Origin of the sequence: Actinoalloteichus sp. AHMU CJ021 (genome assembly GCF_002895405.1) — a bacterium.
GTDB classification, from domain to species: domain Bacteria; phylum Actinomycetota; class Actinomycetes; order Mycobacteriales; family Pseudonocardiaceae; genus Actinoalloteichus_B; species Actinoalloteichus_B caeruleus.
In genome coordinates, this window is record NZ_CP025990.1 from 6,338,217 (window position 1) to 6,357,861 (window position 19,645).

Genomic DNA, 19,645 nt, shown 5'->3' on the forward strand with positions numbered 1-19,645 from the left:
GCTAGCCGTCGGTCAAACGCGGGCAAACCCCTATGTTCGATCGTGGAACCCTAGTGGGACCCCGTGCTCACCCGGGTTTCCGCGCGAGGACGACCACGTAGTCGAGCAGCTCCAGGTCCTCCTTCAGCAGGTCCTGCCCCTCCCACACCCGGGTGAGCGTCTCGTGCTGCCCCGGTGCGAGCGCGTCGACGAACGCGTCGTCGGAGAGCCTGCGCACCATGTGCTCCCGGTAGGGCTCGTACACCCGGTCCCGGATGGACTCCAGGGACAGGTCGGTGTACCCGGCGGCGGAGAGCCGGGCCAGGTACTCCTCACCGCCGTGCCAGTTCGCGTCGTCGAGAGTGGTCGCGATCCAGCTGAACTGCGGTGAGCGCAGCGCTGACCTGGGTGTCGTCGGGTCGACCGGGAGGATGTCGATGACGGCCAGCGTCCCACCGGGGCGCAGGACTCGGAACGCCTCCGCGAGGAACGCGGTCCTCGGCCGGAAGTGGAAGGCGCACTCCAACGCGACGACGCGGTCGAAGGTGTCGTCCGCGTAGGGCAGGTCGGTGGCCGACCCCTCGCGGAAGTCCAGCCGGTCCAGTACGCCCTCGCGTTCCGCCCGGGCCCTGGCGCTGGCCACGTGGTGGGGGGTGATGTTCAGGCCGTGCACCCGCCGGGGCTCGCGTTCGCGCAACCACAGGAAGTCCTGGTCGCCGTGGCCGAACCCGACGTCGAGCACGGTGTCGCCCGCCTGGATGTCGGCCCGCTCCCCGAGGAGCCGCGCGAGCGCCTCGGCCGCCTGGTCGAGGTCCTCGCATCCGTCCTCCCAGTACCCGTAGTTCATGTAGGAGGTCGATCTCCCGGCGAACTCGAGGTCGGCCGGGATGAGCGAGTACAGGTGGCGAACCCGCATCACCGGGTCCAGCGGGACCACGCTGGCCAGGAGCTTGCCCAGTTCTCGGACGCTTTCCGCCATGTCAGCGCTGCCTCTCGAATCGGCGGATGGGTCGGTGCGGCACGTCACCGCGCGGGTGCCGGCGCGGCCAGCTGGCGGCGCAGGTCCCGGACGAGGCGGGAAACGCCGTCGGCGGCACCCACCGAGCCGAACAGGTAGAAGTCGGGCCGGACGAGCGCGGCCGCGGCGGCCGTCTCGGCCAGGTATGACAGGTAGACGGCGTCGACGTCGACCACGGCGTCTTGGCCGGCCTGGTCGGCCGGGGTCCCGGCCGGTAGGACCTGGACGATGTGGACCCCGAGGTCGTGGAGGAACTCGATGTCCTCGTGGTCGAGCACCTCCTCGGGGCGGTCGACCAGGAGCAGGACGAAACCGGTCCCGACAACGGTGTCGAAGGGACCGCGCTCGGCGGCGCGCGCCACCGTGCCCTGCGGGACCAGCTCCCCGGCGGGGGAAATGACCACACCACTGTCGTTGCGGTGCAGGAATCCGTCTCGGAGCGAGTCGGCGAGTCCCTGGTGCGGGCCCTGCACGGGCCTGCCCCTGCGCTGGGCGCCGAGGAGGTAGGCGTCGCGCCCCGCGGCCGCGGCCGGGTCGGTCTCGCAGAGGATCCTGCCCATCGTGATCGACGCTTCGATGGCGGCGCGCACGTGGGCGCGGCGCTCCACCGTGTAGGAGTCCAGCAGGGCCTCCCCGGCGTGGCCGGACAGGACCAGTCCGAGCTTCCACGCGAGGTTGGCGGCGTCGCGGAAGCCGGAGCACATGCCCTGGCCGATGAACGGCGGCATGACGTGGGCGGCGTCGCCCGCGAGGAGCAGACGGCCCGAGCGCCACCGGTTCGCGCAGCGGGCCTGGGTGGAGTAGACCGCGAACCGGTCCAGCGCCGCGTTCTCCGGCGTCAGGTCGAAGAGCCCGAGCAGGCGCCACACGGTCTCCTCCCGGTCGAGATCGTCCAGGGTCTCCCCCGGAACCCGCATGAACTCCCACCGGCGGTGCCCCGGCCCGGCGGATACCGCCGTTCTCGGCCTGGCGGGATCGCAGATCTGGAGGTTGTTGGGGCTGAACACGCGCGGCTCGTTCAGCACGACGTCGCAGATCAGCCAGTCGGTGGAGAAACCGAAGTCCGCGACCGTGGTGCTCACGTGCTCCCGAACGAAGCTGTTCGCGCCGTCGCAGCCGACCACCCAGCTCGCGGAGATCCTCCGTTCACCTCCCTCGGCGGACCGCGCGGTCACGAGGACCCGCTCGTCGTCGAGCACGAGGTCCACCGCGACGTGCGCCCGCAGCACCGTCAGGTTCGGCAGTCGCGCACCCCGGTCGGCGAGGACCTGTTCGAGCCCCGGTTGGTACATCGAGGTCGAGGCCGGCCACCCGGTGCGGTCCAGCGCGGGGGGCTCCAGGTGGAGGAGGGTGTCCCCCGCCGCGTTGTTCCACGTGTAGTCGCGGGTGAGCTCGCGGATGCCGTCGAGTTCGTCGGCGACACCCGCCGCCGCCAGGATCCGCGCGCCCTCCCCGTCGTAGGCCACGGCTCTCGGCATCGGATACGGCGTCGGGTACCGCTCCACCACGGTGACCTCGTGTCCCCGCTGGGCGAGCAGGATCGCCAGCACCTCGCCGACCGGCCCGTAGCCGACGATCAGCACGTCCGTCCGCGTCGCGTCCCCGCTCAGCACGTCGCTCCCTCCTCGCCTCGCCCGTCGCGGCGCCGGCAGACGCCGCTCACGCGAGGCCCAGTTCGTTGTCGATGATCCCGAACAGCTCGTCGTCGGTGGCCTCTCCCAGGTCGGTGGGGTCACCGGCCGCGGCGGCAGTGGCCCGCCAGCTGGCGGTGATGGCCTCCAGCCGCGCCCCCACCTGACCGTGCAACTCGGTGCCCGCCTCGACGGCCAGGAGGGACTCGGCGAGCCGGTCGAGGTCGGTCAGCACCGACATGCCGGTGCTGCTCCTGTCCTGCTCGGCCGGGCCGAGCCGCTCCCACACGTGGTGGGCGAGCGCGGCGGGGGTCGGGTAGTCGAAGACGAGCGTGGCGGGCAGCTGGACCGTCGTCGCCCGCACCAGGCGGTTGCGCAGCTCGATGGCGGTGAGCGAGTCGAAACCCAGATCGCTGAACGCCTGGTCGGCCTCGATCGCGTCGGTCTGGTCGTGGCCCAGCACGACTGCCGACTCGGAGCGGACCAGGTCCACCAGCGCCTCGGCGCGGTCCGCCGGGGACATCGCGTCGAACGACCGCGGCCGAGCGCCCGAGCTCGTCCCGTTCCTGCGCGCCGTGCTCCTCGGCCGGCGGACCAGGTCACGCAGGAGCGGCGGCACCTCCGCCAACTCCGCCAGGTCCAACCTCGCCGGCACCAGGACGGGTCGGGGCCCGGCGAGTGCCACTCCGAACAGGTCCGCCGCCTCGTCCTGGCCGAGGACCAGCATGCCGCCCCGGGCCCCACGAAGGCGGTCGGCGGAGGCGAGGTCACCGATCATCCCGGCGCCCGCCAGCAGCCCCCAGGCCAGCGAGGTGGCGGGCAGACCCGCCGCCGCGCGCCAGGCGGCGAGCCCATCGAGGAAGCCGTTGGCCGCCGCGTACCCCGCCTGGCCACCGCTACCGAGCGTGCCGGACGCGGAGGAGCACAGCACGAACGCGGTCAGGTCCATCTCCCTGGTGAGTTCGTGCAGGTGCCACGCGGCGTCGACCTTCGGTCGGAACACCGCGTCGATCTGGTCCGGGGTGAGGGCGGTCAGGACGCCGTCATCGAGCGCGCCGGCCGCGTGCACGACGGCGGTCACGGGGTGGTCGTCCGGCACGGCCGCGAGCACGGCCGCGAGCGCGTCGCGGTCGGCCACGTCGCACGCCACGACCTGAACGGCGGCGCCGTGCGCGGTGAGGTCGGCGACCAGTGCGTCGACGCCCTCGGCGGAGGGGCCGCGCCGTGACACCAGGAGGAGGTGCCGGGCCCCGTGGTCGGTGACGAGACGTCGGGCGATGGTCCCGCCGAGGGAACCGGTGCCGCCGGTGACCAGAACCGTCCCGCCGGGTGGGGATGACCACGCCTGGCCCTGGCCGGTGGTCGTGGCCCTGGTGAGGCGGGGCACGAAGGCTCGGCCCGCCCGCAGCGCCAGTTGTTCCTCGCCGGTGGCCACGGCGGCGGGCAGGGCGTGGGAGGTGGCGTCCTCCTCGTCGACGTCCACCAGCACGAACCGGTTGGGGTGTTCGAGCTGAGCGGTCCTGACGAGACCCCAGACCGCGGCCGCGGCGGGAACCGGGGTCTCCTCGCCGAGTGCGGCGGCACCCCGGGTGAGGACGACCAGCGGGGGGCCTTCGGGAGGTGCGTTGTCGAGCCATTCCCGGAGGACGCTGAGCGCGCGGGTGGTCAGGCCCCGCGCCCCGGCGGGGTCGGAGGCGTCCGCGCCGGTCAGGTCCGCCCACACGATCGCGTGGGCGGTCGGGTCCGGCTCGACCGGCACCGGTCGCCACGTGACCTCGAACAGGGTGTCCACGCCGGCACCGGAGCCGAGCAGCCGCTCGGTCGGCAGCGGCCGGAACGCGACCGCGTCCACCGAGACCACCGGGGCACCCGTCACGTCGACGGCCTCCAGGCTGATGCTGTCCGGTCCGGTCCGCGCCACCCGCACGCGGAGCACCTCGGCGCCGGTGGTGTGCGCGCGGACCCCCCGCCACGCGAAGGGCACCAGCGTCTGCTCCTCCGGCGCGGTGACCAGGGCACCGAAGCTCGCGGCGTGCAGGGCCGCGTCGAGAAGCGCCGGGTGCACGCCGAAGCCCTCCGCCGACGGCGCCGCGCCGTCGCCTCCCGGCAACGCCACTTCGGCGAGGACTTCGGTACCCCGGGTCCACACCGCGCGGAGCCCCCGGAACGACGGTCCGTAGGCGTAGCCCGCCTCCTCCATTCGGGAGTAGAAGGCGTCCACGGGCGCGGGGTGCGCGTCGGGCGGCGGCCAGGACTCGGCGACGTGGCCGGGCGCCGCGGAGGGGCCCCCGAGCACGCCGGTGAAGTGCCGCGTCCAGTCACCGCCGGGGGGCTGGGAGTGGAGGTGCACCGGCCGCCGGCCGTCCTCGCCGCCGGGTTCGCCGACGGCGACCTGGATGTGGAGCTCCTCCTCGTCGGTCAACACGAGGGGTGACTCGATGACGAGCTCGTCGAGCAGCTCGCAGCCCGCCTCCTCGCCCGCGCGCAGCGCGAGGTCCACCAACGCGGTACCCGGCACCACGACGGACCCGCCGACCCGGTGCTCGGCCAGCCACGGGTGACGCCGCACCGAGAGGACGCCCGTGCAGACCACTCCTCCCGTGCTCGGCACCGGCACGGCGGCACCGAGCAGCGGGTGCCCGGCGGCCCGGAGGCCGGCGCCGGTGGGATCGCCGGCGGGGACAGCGGGGTCGAGCCAGAACCGGGTGCGCTGGAACGCGTAGGTCGGCAGGTCCACCACCGGTCCACCGCGGGGGAACAGGGCTGCCCAGTCGACGGCGGCGCCCCGCACGTGCATCCGCGCCACCCCTCCGACCAGGGTCTCCGGTTCGGAACGGTCGCGGCGCAGCACCGGGGCGGCGGTGACGTCCCCCTCCGGGCCGAGGCAGTCCTGGACCATCGCCGTGAGCACCCCGCCGGGCCCGATCTCGAGGAACTTGTCGACGCGCAGTTCGCGCAGGGTCACCACCGCGTCGTGGAACCGCACGGCGTCCCGCACCTGGGCGACCCAGTGTTCCGGGTCGCACAGTTCCGCTGGCTCGGCGAGCGCTCCCGTGCGGGTGGAGACGAGGGGGATCCGCGGTGGGGCGTAGGACACGCTCTCGGCGACCGCGCGGAACTCGGCCAGCATGGGTTCCACCAGCGGCGAGTGGAAGGCGTGACTGACCCGGATGTGGTTGGTCCGGCGTCCACGTTCGGCGAAGGTGGACGCGAGCCGGGAAACGGTGTCCCGGTCCCCGGAGACCACCAGCGAGGAGGGGCCGTTCACCGCCGCGAGGCTCGTCAGGTCGCCGAGCAGCGGCGTCACCTCGTCCTCGGTGGCCTCGATGGCCACCATCGCGCCGCCGTCGGGCAGCGCCTCCATGAGCCTGCCGCGGGCGCTGACCAGCGCGCACGCGTCGGCCAGGGTCAGGACCCCGGCGACGTGCGCGGCGGCCAGCTCACCGATCGAGTGGCCGGCGACGAAGTCCGGACGCAGACCCCACGTCTCCAGCAGGCGGTAGAGCGCGACCTCGACGGCGAACAGCGCGGGCTGCGTGTGACCGGTCCTGGCGAGCGCCTCGTCGTCCCCGTCGAACAGGATCTCCCGCAGCGGCAGGTCCAGCTCGGCGCACACGGCGTCGAAGGCCCGCGCGTAGGCGGGGTAGGTGGTGTGGAGCTGGCGGCCCATACCCGCGTACTGCGCGCCCTGCCCGGTGAACAGGAACGCGACCGCGCCGTCGGTGGCGGCGCCGACGGCGACGGCCGGCACGTCCTCTCCGCCGGCGAGCGCCCTGAGCCGTGCCAGGGCGGTGTCCAGGTCCTCGGCCGACAGCACGGCGCGGTGCGCCAGCGCGGTCCGGGCGGTCAGCGCACGGCCGATGTCCTGGGGTCGCTGCCGCGCCTCCCCGCCGTCCAGGAAGGACAGCAGCCGTTCGGCCTGGCCGCGCAAGGCCCTCGGCGTTCCCGCGGAGAGCACCCAGGGCACCAGGGGCGGGGCCTCGTCGGACGGCCGCTCCCCCGGTGGCTCGGCCGGGGGCTCCTCGATGATCACGTGGGCGTTGGTTCCGCTGATGCCGAAGGACGACACCCCCGCGCGCCTCGGCCGACCGGCCGAGGGCCACTCGCGTGCCTCGTCGAGCAGTCGCACCGCGCCGGAGTCCCAGTCGACCTCGGGCGATGGTTCGTCGACGTGCAGGGTCCTTGGCATGATCCGGTGCCGCATCGCGAGGACCATCTTGATCACACCAGCCACCCCGGCGGCGGCCTGGGTGTGCCCGATGTTGGACTTCAACGAACCCAGCCAGAGGGGTTGGTCGGAGGGTCGGTCCCGGCCGTAGGCCGCGATCAGCGCGTGGGCCTCGATCGGGTCACCCAGGCGCGTTCCGGTGCCGTGCGCCTCCACGACGTCCACGTCGGTCCCCGTGAGGTGGGCGGCGGCGAGCGCGTCACGGATCACCCGCTGCTGGGCGAGCCCGCTCGGCGCGGTCAGGCCGTTCGACGCGCCGTCGGCGTTCACGGCGGTGCCCCGGACGACCGCCAGCACGGGATGGCCGTTGCGGCGGGCGTCGGACAGGCGCTCGACGAGCAGGAGCCCAACCCCCTCCCCCCAGCCCGTGCCTTCGGCGCCGGCGCCGAAGGCACGGCACCGCCCGTCGACGGCCAGTCCGCGCTGCCGGGAGAACTCGACGAACCCGGAGGGTGTCGCCATCACCGTGACCCCGCCGGCGATCGCGAGGTCGCACTCGCCGCTCCGCAGCGCCTGGCCCGCGAGGTGCAGCGACACCAGTGAGGAGGAGCAGGCGGTGTCCACGGTGACGGCGGGCCCCTCGAACCCGAAGGTGTAGGCCACGCGGCCGGAGAGCACGCTCGACGCGGTCCCGGTGACGAAGTAGCCCTCGGTCTCCTGCCGCTGGGTCCCGGCGCCGACACCGTAGTCCTGGTGGAAGGTTCCCGCGAACACACCGGTCCGGCTGCCCCGCAACGAGACGGGGTCGATCCCGGCGCGTTCCAACAGTTCCCACGCCGTTTCGAGGAACACCCGCTGCTGCGGGTCCATCGCCAGCGCCTCGCGGGGGGCGATGCCGAAGAAGGCCGCGTCGAAGTCCGCCGCGTCGGCGAGGAACCCGCCCTGGCGGGTGTGGGAGGTGCCGGCGCGGTCCGGGTCGGGGTGGAAGAGGGTGGTGAGGTCCCAGCCGCGGTCAGTGGGGAACGCCCCAATGGCGTCCCGTCCGTCCGCGACCAGCTCCCACAGCTCGTCGGGGCTGTTGACGCCTCCTGGGAAGCGGCCACTCATGGCGACGATGGCGATCGGTTCGTCCACGGGGCTCCCCGCGGGCACTGCGGGTTCAGCGGGTTCGGCCGGCCGGGTGTGGTGGGCGCCGAGCCGGTCCGCGAGGGCCTGCGCGGTGGGGTGGTCGAACACGACGGTGCTGGGCAGCGGGACGCCGGTGACCTCGACGAGGCGGTCGCGGAGTTCGACGGCGGTCATCGAGTCGAATCCGATGTCCCGGAAGGCCCGTCGGGGTTCGATGGCGGTGGCGTCGGCGTGCCCGAGCACCACTGCTGCCTCGTGCCGGACCAGGTCGAGGACGACCCGGGGTCGGTCCGTCTCGGGGAGGTCGGCGAGGTGGCGGGCGAAACCGGTGGGCTGCTCGGTCCGCTCGCCCGATGGGGCGGAGCCGGGCAGCTCACTGAGCAGGCGGCTCGGTCGGGACGAGGTGAACACCGGGGTGAACCGGGCCCAGTCCACGTCGGCGAGGGTCACGTGCGCCTGGTCGCCCGCCGCCTCCCTGACGAGCGCGGCGACGGCCTGCTCGGGCGGCATCGCGCGCACCCCGATCCGGGCGAGCCGTTCGGCGTTGCCGTCCACCTCGGACAGGCCGGGGCCGCCCCACGCTCCCCAGGCCACGGAGGTCGCGACCCCACCGGCGGCCCGACGGCGGCGGGCGAGGGCGTCGAGGTAGGCGTTGGCCGCGCAGTAGGTGGCCTGCTCGCCGCTGCCCCACACGCCCGCGCCGGAGGAGACGAGGACGAACGCCTCCAGCGGCGTGCCCTCGGTGAGCTCGTCGAGGTTGGCGGCGCCGGCGACCTTGGCGGAGAGAACCTCCGCGACGTCGGCGAGGCTGGCCTCCCGGATCGGGCGACGCTCCCCGACGCCCGCGGCGTGCACGATGCCGGTGAGCGGCTGGTCCGCTGGCACCGCGGCCAGGACGGCGGCGAGCGCGTCCCGGTCGGCGACGTCACAGGCGGCGAGGGTGACCTCGGTGCCGCGATCACGGAGTTCCGCGGCGAGGTCGGCCGCACCGTCCGGGTTCCGGCTGAGGAGAACGAGGTGCGGGGCACCGGCCTCGGCCAGTCCGCGCGCGACCGCCGAGGCGACGCCGCCGCTGCCGCCGGTCACCAGGACACTTCCGCGCGGGGCCCACCCACCGGCGTCGACGGCGGGCGGTGCGGGGAGGAGCCGTCGTCCGAACACACCGTCGGGACGGATCGAGACCTGGTCCTCCCCGCCGGTTCCGGTGAGGACGGCGACCAGCCTGGACCACGTCCGGTGGTCGGGGGTCGCCGGCAGGTCGACCAGTCCGCCCCAGCGCGCCGGGTGTTCCAGGGCCGCGGCACGCCCGAAGCCCCACACCAGGGCGCCGGCTGGGCGTTCCCCCCGGTCGTCGACGGTGGCGGTCCACAGGGGCGCGGTGATACCGACGTCGTCCAGGGCGAGCAGGAGCGCCCGGGTCCCGGCGAGTCCTCGGGTGACCACGGGGTGGTCGGGGTGCGGGTCCTCGTCGAACGCGAGCAGTGAGAGCACTCCGTCGAAGCGGGTGTTCCCGGCCACCAGGCGTGCCGCCACCGCATCCCGGTCGTCCCCGACGTCCACCCGGGTCAGGTCGGCGCCGAGCCGGCGCAGGCCCTCGAGCACCTCGGCGGTGTAGGGGTCATCCGACCGGGACTCGGGAACGACGACCAGCCAGGCGCCCGGTGGGGGCGAGACCTCGGGGAACCGGAGGCGACGCCAGCTGACCTGGTACCGCCACGAGCCAGGGTCCCGGCCGCCCGCCGAGGGATGGTTCGCCCGCGCCAGCCAGAAGCGGTGGCGCTGGAAGGCGTAGGTCGGCAGATCGACACGCCGAGGACCCGCGTCGGCGAAGACCGCGGACCAGTCGACGGGCAGGCCGCGCACGTACCCGGCGGCGACGGAGGTGAGGAACCGGCGCGGGCCGCCGTCGTCCCGGCGGAGGGTGTCGACCACGACCGAGGGAGCTCCGGCCTCCTCCACCGCCTCCCGGATCGCGGGCGCCAGCACGGGGTGTGGGCTGACCTCGACGAAGAACCCGTAGCCCTGCCCGGCGAGTGCCGTCGTCGCTCCCCACAGCCGCACCGGCTCGCGGAGGTTGCGGTACCAGTAACCGCCGTCCAGCTCGGTACCGTCCAACCACCGACCGTCGACGGTGGAGTAGAAGGGCACGCTGGCGCGACGGGGGCGGATCCCGGCGAGGACCGGGGCCAGTTCGTCGGCGATGGCCTCCACCTGCGTCGAGTGGGACGCGTAGTCGACGGGGATGCGACGGGCCCGAACGCCGTCGCCGGTCAGGCTCGCGAGGACCTCGTCGAGGGCCTCCGCCTCACCCGACACCACCACCGAGGTCGGGCCGTTCACGGCGGCGACCGCGACCGCCCCGTCCCACGGGGCCAGGCGGTCGATGACCTCGTCCTCCGACAACGGCACCGCCGCCATCCCCCCGTGCCCGGCGAGGCGGCGGGCGATGGCGCGGCTGCGCAGCACCACCACCCGGGTGGCGTCCTCGACGGAGAGCGCGCCGGCGACGCACGCTGCGGCGAGTTCACCCTGCGAGTGCCCGAGCACGGCGTCCGGTCGGACCCCGAGGTGGGACCACAGTCGGGCCAACGCGACCATCACCGCGAACGACACCGGCTGCACGACGTCGACCCTGTCGAGGGACGGGGCACCGTCAACACCCCGGATCACGTCAAGAAGGGACCAGTCGACCAGGGAGGGCAGTGCCTCGGCGCACTCGCCGATCGCCTCCGCGAAGACGGGGTGGGTGTCCAGGAGTTCGGCTCCCATGCCCGCCCACTGGGCGCCCTGCCCGGGGAACACGAAGACGACCCGGCCGCGGGTGTCGGCTCGGCCGGTCACCAGCCCTGGCACCGACACGCCGTCGGCGAGGCCTCGCACGGCGGTGGTCTCGGTGCCGTCCCCGGCGAGCAGGACCGCGCGGTGCTCCATCCGCGCACGAGTGGTGGCGAGGGAGAACCCGACGGGCACGGCGTCGGCCCCCGCCGGGTCCACGGCGGCCAGCAGGCGGGTCGCCTGCGCGCGGAGCGCGTCCTCGCCGGCGGCGGACACCACCCACGGAACGACCTCGGGGCGAGGTCCGGTGGCGCTCGCCGGTGGGCTGGTGTCCATGGGAGGTGCCTGTTCCAGGATCAGGTGCGCGTTGGTGCCGCTGACGCCGAACGCGGAGACACCGGCGCGGCGCGGCCCGTCCCGCTCCGGCCACGGCACGGCCTCCCGGAGGAGGGTGACGGCCCCGGCGGACCAGTCCACCTCCGGGGTGGGCTCGTCGACGTGCAGGGTCCTCGGCAGGACGCCGTGCCGCATGGCCTGCACCATCTTGATGATCCCGGCGACCCCGGCCGCCGACTGGGTGTGCCCGATGTTCGACTTCAGCGAGCCCAGCCACAACGGGCGGTCCGGCGACCGGTCCTGGCCGTAGGTGGCCAGCAACGCCTGGGCCTCGATGGGGTCACCGAGCCGGGTACCCGTGCCGTGCGCCTCCACGGCGTCCACGTCGGAGGGACGGAGTCCCGACGAGGCGAGCGCGCGACGGATCACCCGCTCCTGCGCGGGCCCGCTGGGTGCGGTGAGACCGTTGGACGCGCCGTCGGAGTTGACCGAGGAACCGCGCACGACGGCGAGGACGGGATGCCCGTTCCGGCGTGCCTCGGAAAGCCGCTCCAGGAGCAGGACGGCCACGCCCTCCGACCACCCCGTTCCGTCGGCGGACGCGGCGAACGCCTTGCACCGCCCGTCGCGCGCCAGCGCTCGCTGCCTGCTGAACTCCACGAACACCCGGGGCGTGGCCATCACCGCCACCCCACCGGCGAGCGCCATCGAGCACTCACCGGCGCGCAGCGCCTGCGCTGCCAGGTGCACGGCGACCAGGGACGACGAGCAGGCGGTGTCGACGGTCATCGTCGGGCCTTCGAGTCCCAGCGCGTACGCGACGCGGCCGGACGCCACGCTGCCCGCCGTCCCGATGTCGAGGTAGCCCTCGGACTCGGAGGGCACCTCGTCGAGTCCGTTCGCGTAGTCGTGGTGCATCAGCCCGGTGAAGACGCCGACATCCGCCCCGCGCAGCGACGTCGGGTCCAGGCCAGCGCGTTCGACGACCTCCCACGACGTCTCCAGCAGCAGCCGCTGCTGGGGGTCCATGGCGAGTGCCTCGCGGGGGGAGATCCCGAAGGGCGCCGGGTCGAAGTCACCGGCGTCGTGGAGGAAACCGCCCTCCCGGGTGATGGACGTGCCGGGCCCGCCCTCGGCGCGGAAGAGGGTGTCGAGGTCCCAGCCCCGGTCGTCCGGGAACCCGGAGACCGCGTCCACGCCCTCCTCCACCAACGCCCACAGCTGTTCCGGTGAGGTGACACCTCCGGGCAGGCGGCAGGCCATCGCGACCACCGCGATCGGGTCGTCCTCGTTCGGTGCCGGTGCCCCGGTGGGGGGAAGTCCGGGTGCGGACCGCCTGGTGCCACCGAACAGCAGCGCGCGCAGGTACCGGGCCACCAGGTCAGGGGTGGGGTGGTCGAACGCGAGCGTGGCGGGCAGCCGAAGCCCGGAGACGCCGGTCAGCGCGTCCCGCAACCGCACGGCGGCCAGGGAGGTGAGACCGAGGTCGCTGAACGGGCGGCCAGGGTCGACGGTGTCACGACCGGCCACTCGGGCCGTCTCGGCGTTGACCACGTCGAGCAGCTCGCGATGCTGGTCGTGTTCGGGCAGGGCCGCCAACCGCTCCCGCAGCGCGGACCGCGCGGCCTCGTCCGGGGCGCGCGACGTGGGTCTGGCGTCGAGGAGTCCCCGCAGGGGTGGAGCGAGAGCACCCCGTTGGAGGACCTCGGTGTCGAGGGACATCGCGACGAGGGAGGCGCGGTCGACGGTGAGCGCCGCGTCGAACATCGCGAGTCCGTCCGCGCCAGACAGGGTGGACGCGCCGGCGAGGGGGATGCGGGCGTCGTCGTGTCCCCACGGTCCCCATGCGATGGTCAGCGCGGCGAGACCCGCCGCGCGCCTGCGGTGGGCCAGCGCCTCCAGACGAGCCGAGGCGGCCGCTTCCTCCGCCCGGCCGGCGGCGCCGAGCACACCGACGGCGGAGGTGAACAGGACGAACGCCGCCAGGTCCGCCGTCGTGGTCAGCTCGTGCAGGTGCTCGGCCGACGTCGCGGCCGCCCCGGGCCCCTGCCAGGTGTGGATGACCGCGGTCAGTGGGCGCTTCGCCGCCGCGAGGGCCGAGTCGATCGCCCCTCGGTCCGTGAGGTCGCAGGCGACCAGCTGTGCTCGGGCACCGGCACGGGTCAGTTCGGCGCGCAGCACCGCCGCCCGAGGGTCGTCTCGTCCGCCTGGGCTGAGCAGCAGGAGGTGGCGGACGCCGTGGCACGCCACCAGGTGCCTGGCCACGGCGGCGGCGGTCGGGCGGTCGGCGCCGGTGAGCACGACCGTGCGCCGGGGGTCGAGCCGCGTGCCCTCGCCGTGGCTCGTGGACCGCACGAGTTCAGGCAGCAGCACCGCCCCCGAGCGCACCGCGAACTGGGATTCGCCGGAGGCGACCCCGGCGTGCAACGCGGCCGCCGTCGTGCCCTCGGACCCGCCGTCGAGGTCGGGGAGGTCGGCGAGCACCAGTCGACCGGGAAGCTCGTGTTGCGCGGCGCGCACCCATCCCCAAGTGGACGACTGGTCGGGGTTCGGTACGTCCTCGTCCGGGCTCGCCGCGACGGCCCGGCACGTGAGGATGACGACGCGGGTGCCCTCGGGCAGCGCCGTGACCACCGGGGGCAGCTCCGCCAGCTCCGACCGCGACGGGTTCACCAGGACCACCGCCGTCGGCGCGAGTTCCCCGGCCTGGACGGCGGCCAGCAGCTCGCCGGTGCCGGACCGGGTCCGCGTCGCCACGCCGACGGCGACCAGCCCCTCGGCCAGCGGAGCGGTCCCCGCGCCGAGGAGGCACCACCGTTCGTCGGGGACGACCGGTGGCGTGCCGGCGATCGAGGGCCGGGGGATCCAGTCGGTCCGGAACAACGAGTCGAACTGCCCGCTGGCCGCGGCCCGCAGCCGCGCGGGTTGCCGGGTCAGGACGTGCCGGGTGATCTTGCCGGACGGGGTGCGCGGGACACGCGCGATCTCGTACAGCTCCTCCGGTACCTTGAAGGGCGACAGCTTCTCGCGGCACGCGGCGAACAGCCGGGCGGAGTCGAGCCCACCGGGCCCCGGCACGAGGAACGCGACCGGCACTTCACCCAGCACCTCGTGTGGTTTCCCCACCACGGCCACGTCCGCCACACCGGGAACCTGGCGGAGGACGTCCTCCACCTCACCGGGGTGGATGTTCTCCCCACCCCGGATGATCAGTTCCTTGATGCGGCCGGTCACCGTGAAATAGCCGGCCTCGTCCCGTCGGGCCAGATCACCGGTGCGGTACCAGCCATCCCGCATCACCTCGGCGGTGGCAGCCGGTTGGTTGTGGTAGCCGACCATCACGCTGGGGCCCCTGACCCACACCTCGCCCTCGGCGTCGAACGGGACGTCGACGCCCGTGTCGGGGTCCACGACCCGAACCCCGAGGCCCGGCACCGGAAGCCCGCAGGAACCCTCGACCCGCCCACCCGTCGGCCAGTTGATCGTGATGGACCCGCAGGTCTCGGTACTGCCGTAGGCGTCGAGCAGCGGCGCGGAGAAGACCTCCTCGAACGCCCTGCGCAGGGCGGCGGTCGTGATCGCGCCGCCCACCAGGCACATCCGCAGGTGCGGGGCGCGGAACCCGGTCTCGCGGGCCGCCCGCACCAGGTAGTGGTACATGGTGGGCACGCCGGCGAGGAACGTCGCCGAGTCCCGTTCGACCGCCTCCAGCACGTCCTCGGCCGCGAACCCGTCGACGATCCGGGCGGTGGCGCCGACGGCGGTGACGGACAGGACGCAGGCGATGTGCGACAGGCTGTGGAAGAGGGGCAGCGGCCACACGACCCGGTCGTCAGCCGAGAGCCCGGGTACCGGTACGTAGCAGGCGGCGACCGACCACAGGCAGTTTCGCTGGGTGGAGAGCACTCCCTTGGGTTTGCCCGTGGTTCCGGAGGTGTAGAGCATCCAGGCGAGGTCGTCGAGGCCGAGGTCGTCGCGGGCGGGGGCGGGCGGCTCGGTGGTGGCCATCGCCTCGAAGAGCTTCGCGCCCCGAGGCGCGTCGTCCGGCATCCCCTGGTCCCCGACGACCACGACGGACACGTCCCGCCGACCGGCGAGGACGTGCCCGAGCCGCGAGAGGTGGGCGGGGTCGGTGATGACCACGCGGGCGCCGCTGTCGTCGAGCAGGTAGGTCAGCTCCGCCTCGCTGACGCGCGGGTTGAGCGGCACGCCGATGGCCCCGGCGCGCAGGATCGCGAGGTAGCTCTCCACGACCTCGACGCGGTTGCCGAGGCAGATCGCGGCACGGTCACCTGGCCGCAACCGCAGTGCGACGAGGTGGCCGGCGAGCCGCCCGGTGCGTCGCTCCAACTCCCCGTAGGTCACCGTCCGGGACGCGTCGTGGAAGGCGACCTTGTCGCCGATCCGGTCGGCGTGCTCCCGGAGCAGTTCAGGCAACGGCCTGATCAGCTCGGTACGCAGCATGCCACCACATCCGTCGGTCGTGCCGTCACCTCGACAGCAGTCTTCCGGCAAGGAGGCCCTGGCCTAACCCCTGCCATGCCCCCTATGACTCCCTAACTTCCGCCCCGGCGAGCGGGGCCGGTCAGCCTTCCAGGGCGGGAGCTCGCAGGGGCGGGCAGAGCGCCAGCAACTCGGCCGGGCTGTCGAGGGCCACGTCCGGGCGCGCGGCGAGCAGGGCCGCCGCCTCGCACTCACCCCACAGCGCGGCCACCGCGCGCACCCCGGCGCCCCGGGCGCTGGCGAGGTCGGTGACCGCGTCACCCACCATGACCGCCTCGTCGGGGCTGACCCCGAGCCGGTCCAGCGCGAGCTCGACGATGTCGGGAGCGGGCTTGGGGTTGGCCACCTCGTCGGACCCGATCACGTGGTCGAACAGCGGCAGCACTCCGAGCAGGTCGAGGAGCGAACGCGCGCGGGGTCCGCTCTTCCCGGTGGCCACCGCCAGCCGCAGGCCGCGGGCGCGCAGCTCGGCGAGCAGCTCGGGCACACCCTCGAACATCGGCACCTGGTGGGCCAGCCGGTAGCTCTCCCGGACGAAGGGCTCCTCCATCGCCAGCGGCAGCCCCATGATGCGCATGATGTCGGGGAAGTACCGGCCGAGGTGCTTGTTGTACTCGGCGAACGGGGCTTCCCCTTCGCCCACCGCCTCCGCGTAGGCGACGCGGAAGGCCTCCCGCATCACCTCGGTGCTGTCGACGAGCACACCGTCGAGGTCGAACACCACGGCGCGGAGGGCACTGGCACGGGGATCGGGCGGGACGGGCCGTTCTGCCCGAGGGAGGGGACGCGCGGAGGCGTAGAGCCGTTCGATGGCGCCGATCGTCCGCCGCGCCTCCCCCACCGCCCGTCCCTGGGTCGTCGGGTCGCCCAGTTCGGCGGCGATCACGTCCAGCTGCGTCCCGTACTCCGCGCCGATCGCCTCCTCAGCCACCGCCACGGGGGTCGTCTCGCCGTCCCGGGTCACGGTGAGCACGGACCCGCCCGCGCGGTGGGGGCTGAACCCGAAGGTGCATCGCAACGTGGCGGTGCCCCCGCTGCCCTCGACGGTCACGACGGTGGCGTCGAGCGGTTCGTGCGACCGCCACGCCGCCCGCAGGGACACCGAGATGCCCTCGTCGGTGATCAGGAAACCGCGTGCGGTGTCCTCGACGTCGCTGGGTGGCGCCGAGCCGACCTCGTCGTCCTCGGCACGCCACGCCGCCCTGGCCGTCCGGTCGTTGACGTGGTCCCCGGACACCGTGCCCACGACCTCCCGGAACCCGGCGGCACCGACCAACGGTGGTAGCAGGTCCAGGAGGTGCCAGCCGAGGTCGACCAGGGCGCCCCCACCGGACAGACCGCGCCGGGTGAACCAGCCGTCCCCGTCGGGAACACCGCGGGCGCGGACCCAGGCCAGGTCGACGTGGCGGATCTGGCCGAGCGACGGGACCAGCGCGGCCAGGGCGCGGACGTCGGCACGGTGCCGGGCGGCGCTCCCCGCGAGCAGCAGCGCACCGCCGTCGCGTTCGGCCGCGGCGAGGCGGTCGGCCTCGCCGGTGTTCACGCAGACCGGCTTCTCGACGAACACCGAGATCCCCCTCTCCAGCAGGAGGGAGCCGACAGGGGCGTGCAGGTGGTTGGGCACGGCGACGATCGCGAGCTCCGCCACCTCCGGGCGGAGCTCGCCGGCATCCGCGTAGCGGATCACTCCGCCGTCGTCGGCTCCGGAGTGCGCCCGGGGGTCGGGGTCGACGACCGCGGTGACGACGAAGCCCGGGTGGGCCCGCAGCCTGGGCAGCCAGATCGACCGGGCGGCCCAGCCCAGGCCGACGACGGCGGTCCGGACCTGCCTGGTGGGGGCGCGTCCATCGCTCATGACCTACTCACACTCCACCTCAGACGGGGCACTCGACCGTGGACCGGATTTCGGGCGACGCTACCGGCGGGGCGCGGTTCCGATCTCCCCTAACGAACCCCTCAACACCCCCTGCGCCCAGGAGGAACGGCCCGGCACGGCCCGGCGCTGGTTAGCCTCGCGGCGGCAGCAGACCGAGCCTGTGAGGTGTCCCGTGTCCGAAGTCCTTCTGTTGCACGGCCCGAACCTGGGCATCCTGGGTCGACGGGAGCCGGAGATATACGGCACGGACACCCTGTCCGACATCGAGGACGCGGTGGCTGACGAGATCGCCGACCGCGGTTGGAAGGTCCGGGCCGTGCAGGACGACTGCGAGGGCATGCTCGTGCGGGCTGTCCAGGACAGCTACGACACCCTCGGGGCCATCATCAACCCCGGTGCCCTGATGATGGCGGGCTGGAGCCTGCGGGACGCGCTCGCCTCCTACCCCAGCCCGTGGATCGAGGTCCACATCTCCAACGTCTGGGCGCGGGAGTCGTTCCGGCACAACTCCATCCTGGCGCCGATCGCCGCGGGCGTGATCGCGGGGCTCGGCACGACCGGGTACCGGTTGGCCGCGCGGGCGCTGCTGGCGCGACACTCCGGGAGCTAGTCATCAGCGTCATCGCGATCGACGTCGGCGGCACGAAGGTGGCGCTCCGCGCGGAGGCCGAACACGCCCCGGCCCGGCAGGCCTCGTTCCGCTGGGGGTCACCCGCGACGGTGGCCGAGGACCTCGCCCTGTTCGAGGAGCGGATCGCCGCGCTGATCGCGCGGTGGCCGCACCAGGTCCGAGCCGTGGGAGTGGCGATGCCGGCCACCCTGGACGGCGAGGGACGAGTCGTGGTCTGGCCGAGCCGCCCGTCGTGGGCGGGACTGGACTTCGGGGCGTCGCTGGCACGACTGTTCCCGGGGATCCCGGTGCGCTGGGCCGACGACGGTGATCTCGCGGCGCTCGCGGAGGCGGACGCGGCGGACGTCCAGGACCTGCTCTACCTCGGTGTCGGCACCGGGGTGGGCGGCGGGCTGGTGGTGGGCGGCCGTCCAGTGCCGGATCCGGCGAATGGTTCGTGCGAGCTGGGCCACCTGGTGGTGGACCGCGCGGGGCCGACGTGCGTGTGCGGCCGCGCCGGGTGCCTCCAGGCCATCGCCTCCGGTCCGGCGACGCTGCGGCGCGCGGCGGCATCGCGCGGGCAGGACGTCTCCTTCCCCGAGCTCCGGGCCGCGTGGGACGACGGGGTGGCGTGGGCGGTGGCGGCGGTGGACGAGACGTGCGCGGCGCTGGCGGTCGCCGCCGCGAGTATCAGCGAGCTGGTGCGGCCCGCGTGTGTCGTGCTCGGCGGCGGATTCGCGGCGGGACTTCCGGGGTTCGCCGACGCGGTGGCGCGGCACCTGCGGGCGCTCGCCCGCGAGGGTCACCCAACGCCACCGCTGCGGCTGTCCACGCTCGGCGGGCTCTCGTCGTTGCGGGGTGCCGCCTTGCTCGCGCGCCGTCAGTAGGCGACCGTGAAACGGCGGCCGACGTGCCGAGGGCGCTCGATCTCGTCGACGAGGGCGAGGGCGTAGTCCTCGGCGCTGATGTGGCTCCTGCCCGCCGAGTCCATGAGCACGTCGTCAGCGCCGGTGCGGTATCGGCCGGTCCTCGTGCCCGGGGCGATGATGATGGCGGGGCTGAGGCTCGTCCACCGCACGTCGGTGACCGAACGGAGGAACCGGAGCCCCTCACCGTGCGCGCGCATGGTCCGCAAGGCGTCATCCGGCAGGCCGGGGAAGTCCCAGACCTTCCTGCCCGGCGTCGTGGTGAGGCTGCCCGCTCCACCCACGGCGATCAACCGGGCCGCACCCGGACCTGCGGCGCGCAGGGAGTCGACGAGCACACGCAGCGAGGGCTCGATGAGCCGTTCATGGCCCGCTCCGTCGCCGCCACCGACCGCGCTCACCACGACATCCTGTCCCTCGACGAGGCTGGCGACCCCCTCCGGGTCCAGGACGTCACCGGTGGTCACGGTCAGCTTCCCGGCGGGCTCCCGCTCCAGGGTGGACGGCCGCCGCACCACCGCGGTGACCTCGTAACCGCGGGCCAGGGCCTCGTCGAGGACGCGCCTTCCGATCGTCCCGTTCGCCCCGATGACACTGATCTTCGCCATGTTCCACTCCTGACGGGCCGGTTCGCGGGGGCAACCTATCGCCCCGACACCGCACCCGCCAGGTCCCTGGACGAGGACAGGGGTACC

The 19,645-nt window shown here is 74.0% G+C and carries 7 protein-coding genes; 2 read left to right on the forward strand and 5 right to left on the reverse strand.

Annotated features, from left to right (window positions below):
- Window positions 1-67 precede the first annotated feature (67 nt).
- The 4 genes from C1701_RS25845 to C1701_RS28265 all read right to left on the reverse strand — a co-directional run bounded on the left by C1701_RS25845 (window position 68) and on the right by C1701_RS28265 (window position 17,393).
- Window positions 68-958, reverse strand: a complete 891-nt coding sequence (locus C1701_RS25845; RefSeq protein ID WP_026420361.1) for an SAM-dependent methyltransferase — start codon at window positions 956-958, stop codon at window positions 68-70.
- A gap of 44 nt (window positions 959-1,002) precedes the next feature.
- Complete coding sequence (gene mhpA, locus C1701_RS25850; protein WP_245588935.1) at window positions 1,003-2,610, reverse strand: bifunctional 3-(3-hydroxy-phenyl)propionate/3-hydroxycinnamic acid hydroxylase MhpA; 1,608 nt, start codon at window positions 2,608-2,610, stop codon at window positions 1,003-1,005.
- 46 nt (window positions 2,611-2,656) lie between these two features.
- Window positions 2,657-15,499 carry an SDR family NAD(P)-dependent oxidoreductase gene (locus C1701_RS27965; RefSeq protein ID WP_337661984.1) on the reverse strand — a complete coding sequence of 4,281 codons (12,843 nt, stop codon included), beginning with the start codon at window positions 15,497-15,499 and terminating at the stop codon, window positions 2,657-2,659.
- 121 nt (window positions 15,500-15,620) lie between these two features.
- Window positions 15,621-17,393, reverse strand: coding sequence for an HAD-IA family hydrolase (locus C1701_RS28265; RefSeq protein ID WP_081715679.1), 1,773 nt, complete (start codon window positions 17,391-17,393; stop codon window positions 15,621-15,623).
- 193 nt (window positions 17,394-17,586) lie between these two features.
- On the opposite strand from C1701_RS28265, the gene C1701_RS25885 reads away from it, so the two are divergent.
- On the forward strand, window positions 17,587-18,024 hold the full coding sequence (locus C1701_RS25885) for a type II 3-dehydroquinate dehydratase (protein WP_026420359.1): 438 nt from the start codon (window positions 17,587-17,589) through the stop codon (window positions 18,022-18,024).
- A gap of 38 nt (window positions 18,025-18,062) precedes the next feature.
- Window positions 18,063-18,911 (forward strand): ROK family protein, encoded by an 849-nt coding sequence (locus tag C1701_RS25890; RefSeq protein ID WP_337661985.1) that lies wholly within the window; start codon window positions 18,063-18,065, stop codon window positions 18,909-18,911.
- Here the strand turns inward: C1701_RS25890 and C1701_RS25895 are convergent.
- Window positions 18,905-19,558, reverse strand: coding sequence for an NAD(P)-dependent oxidoreductase (locus C1701_RS25895; RefSeq protein WP_103056818.1), 654 nt, complete (start codon window positions 19,556-19,558; stop codon window positions 18,905-18,907). The two genes, C1701_RS25890 and C1701_RS25895, sit on opposite strands and share 7 nt — an antisense overlap.
- Window positions 19,559-19,645 lie beyond the last annotated feature (87 nt).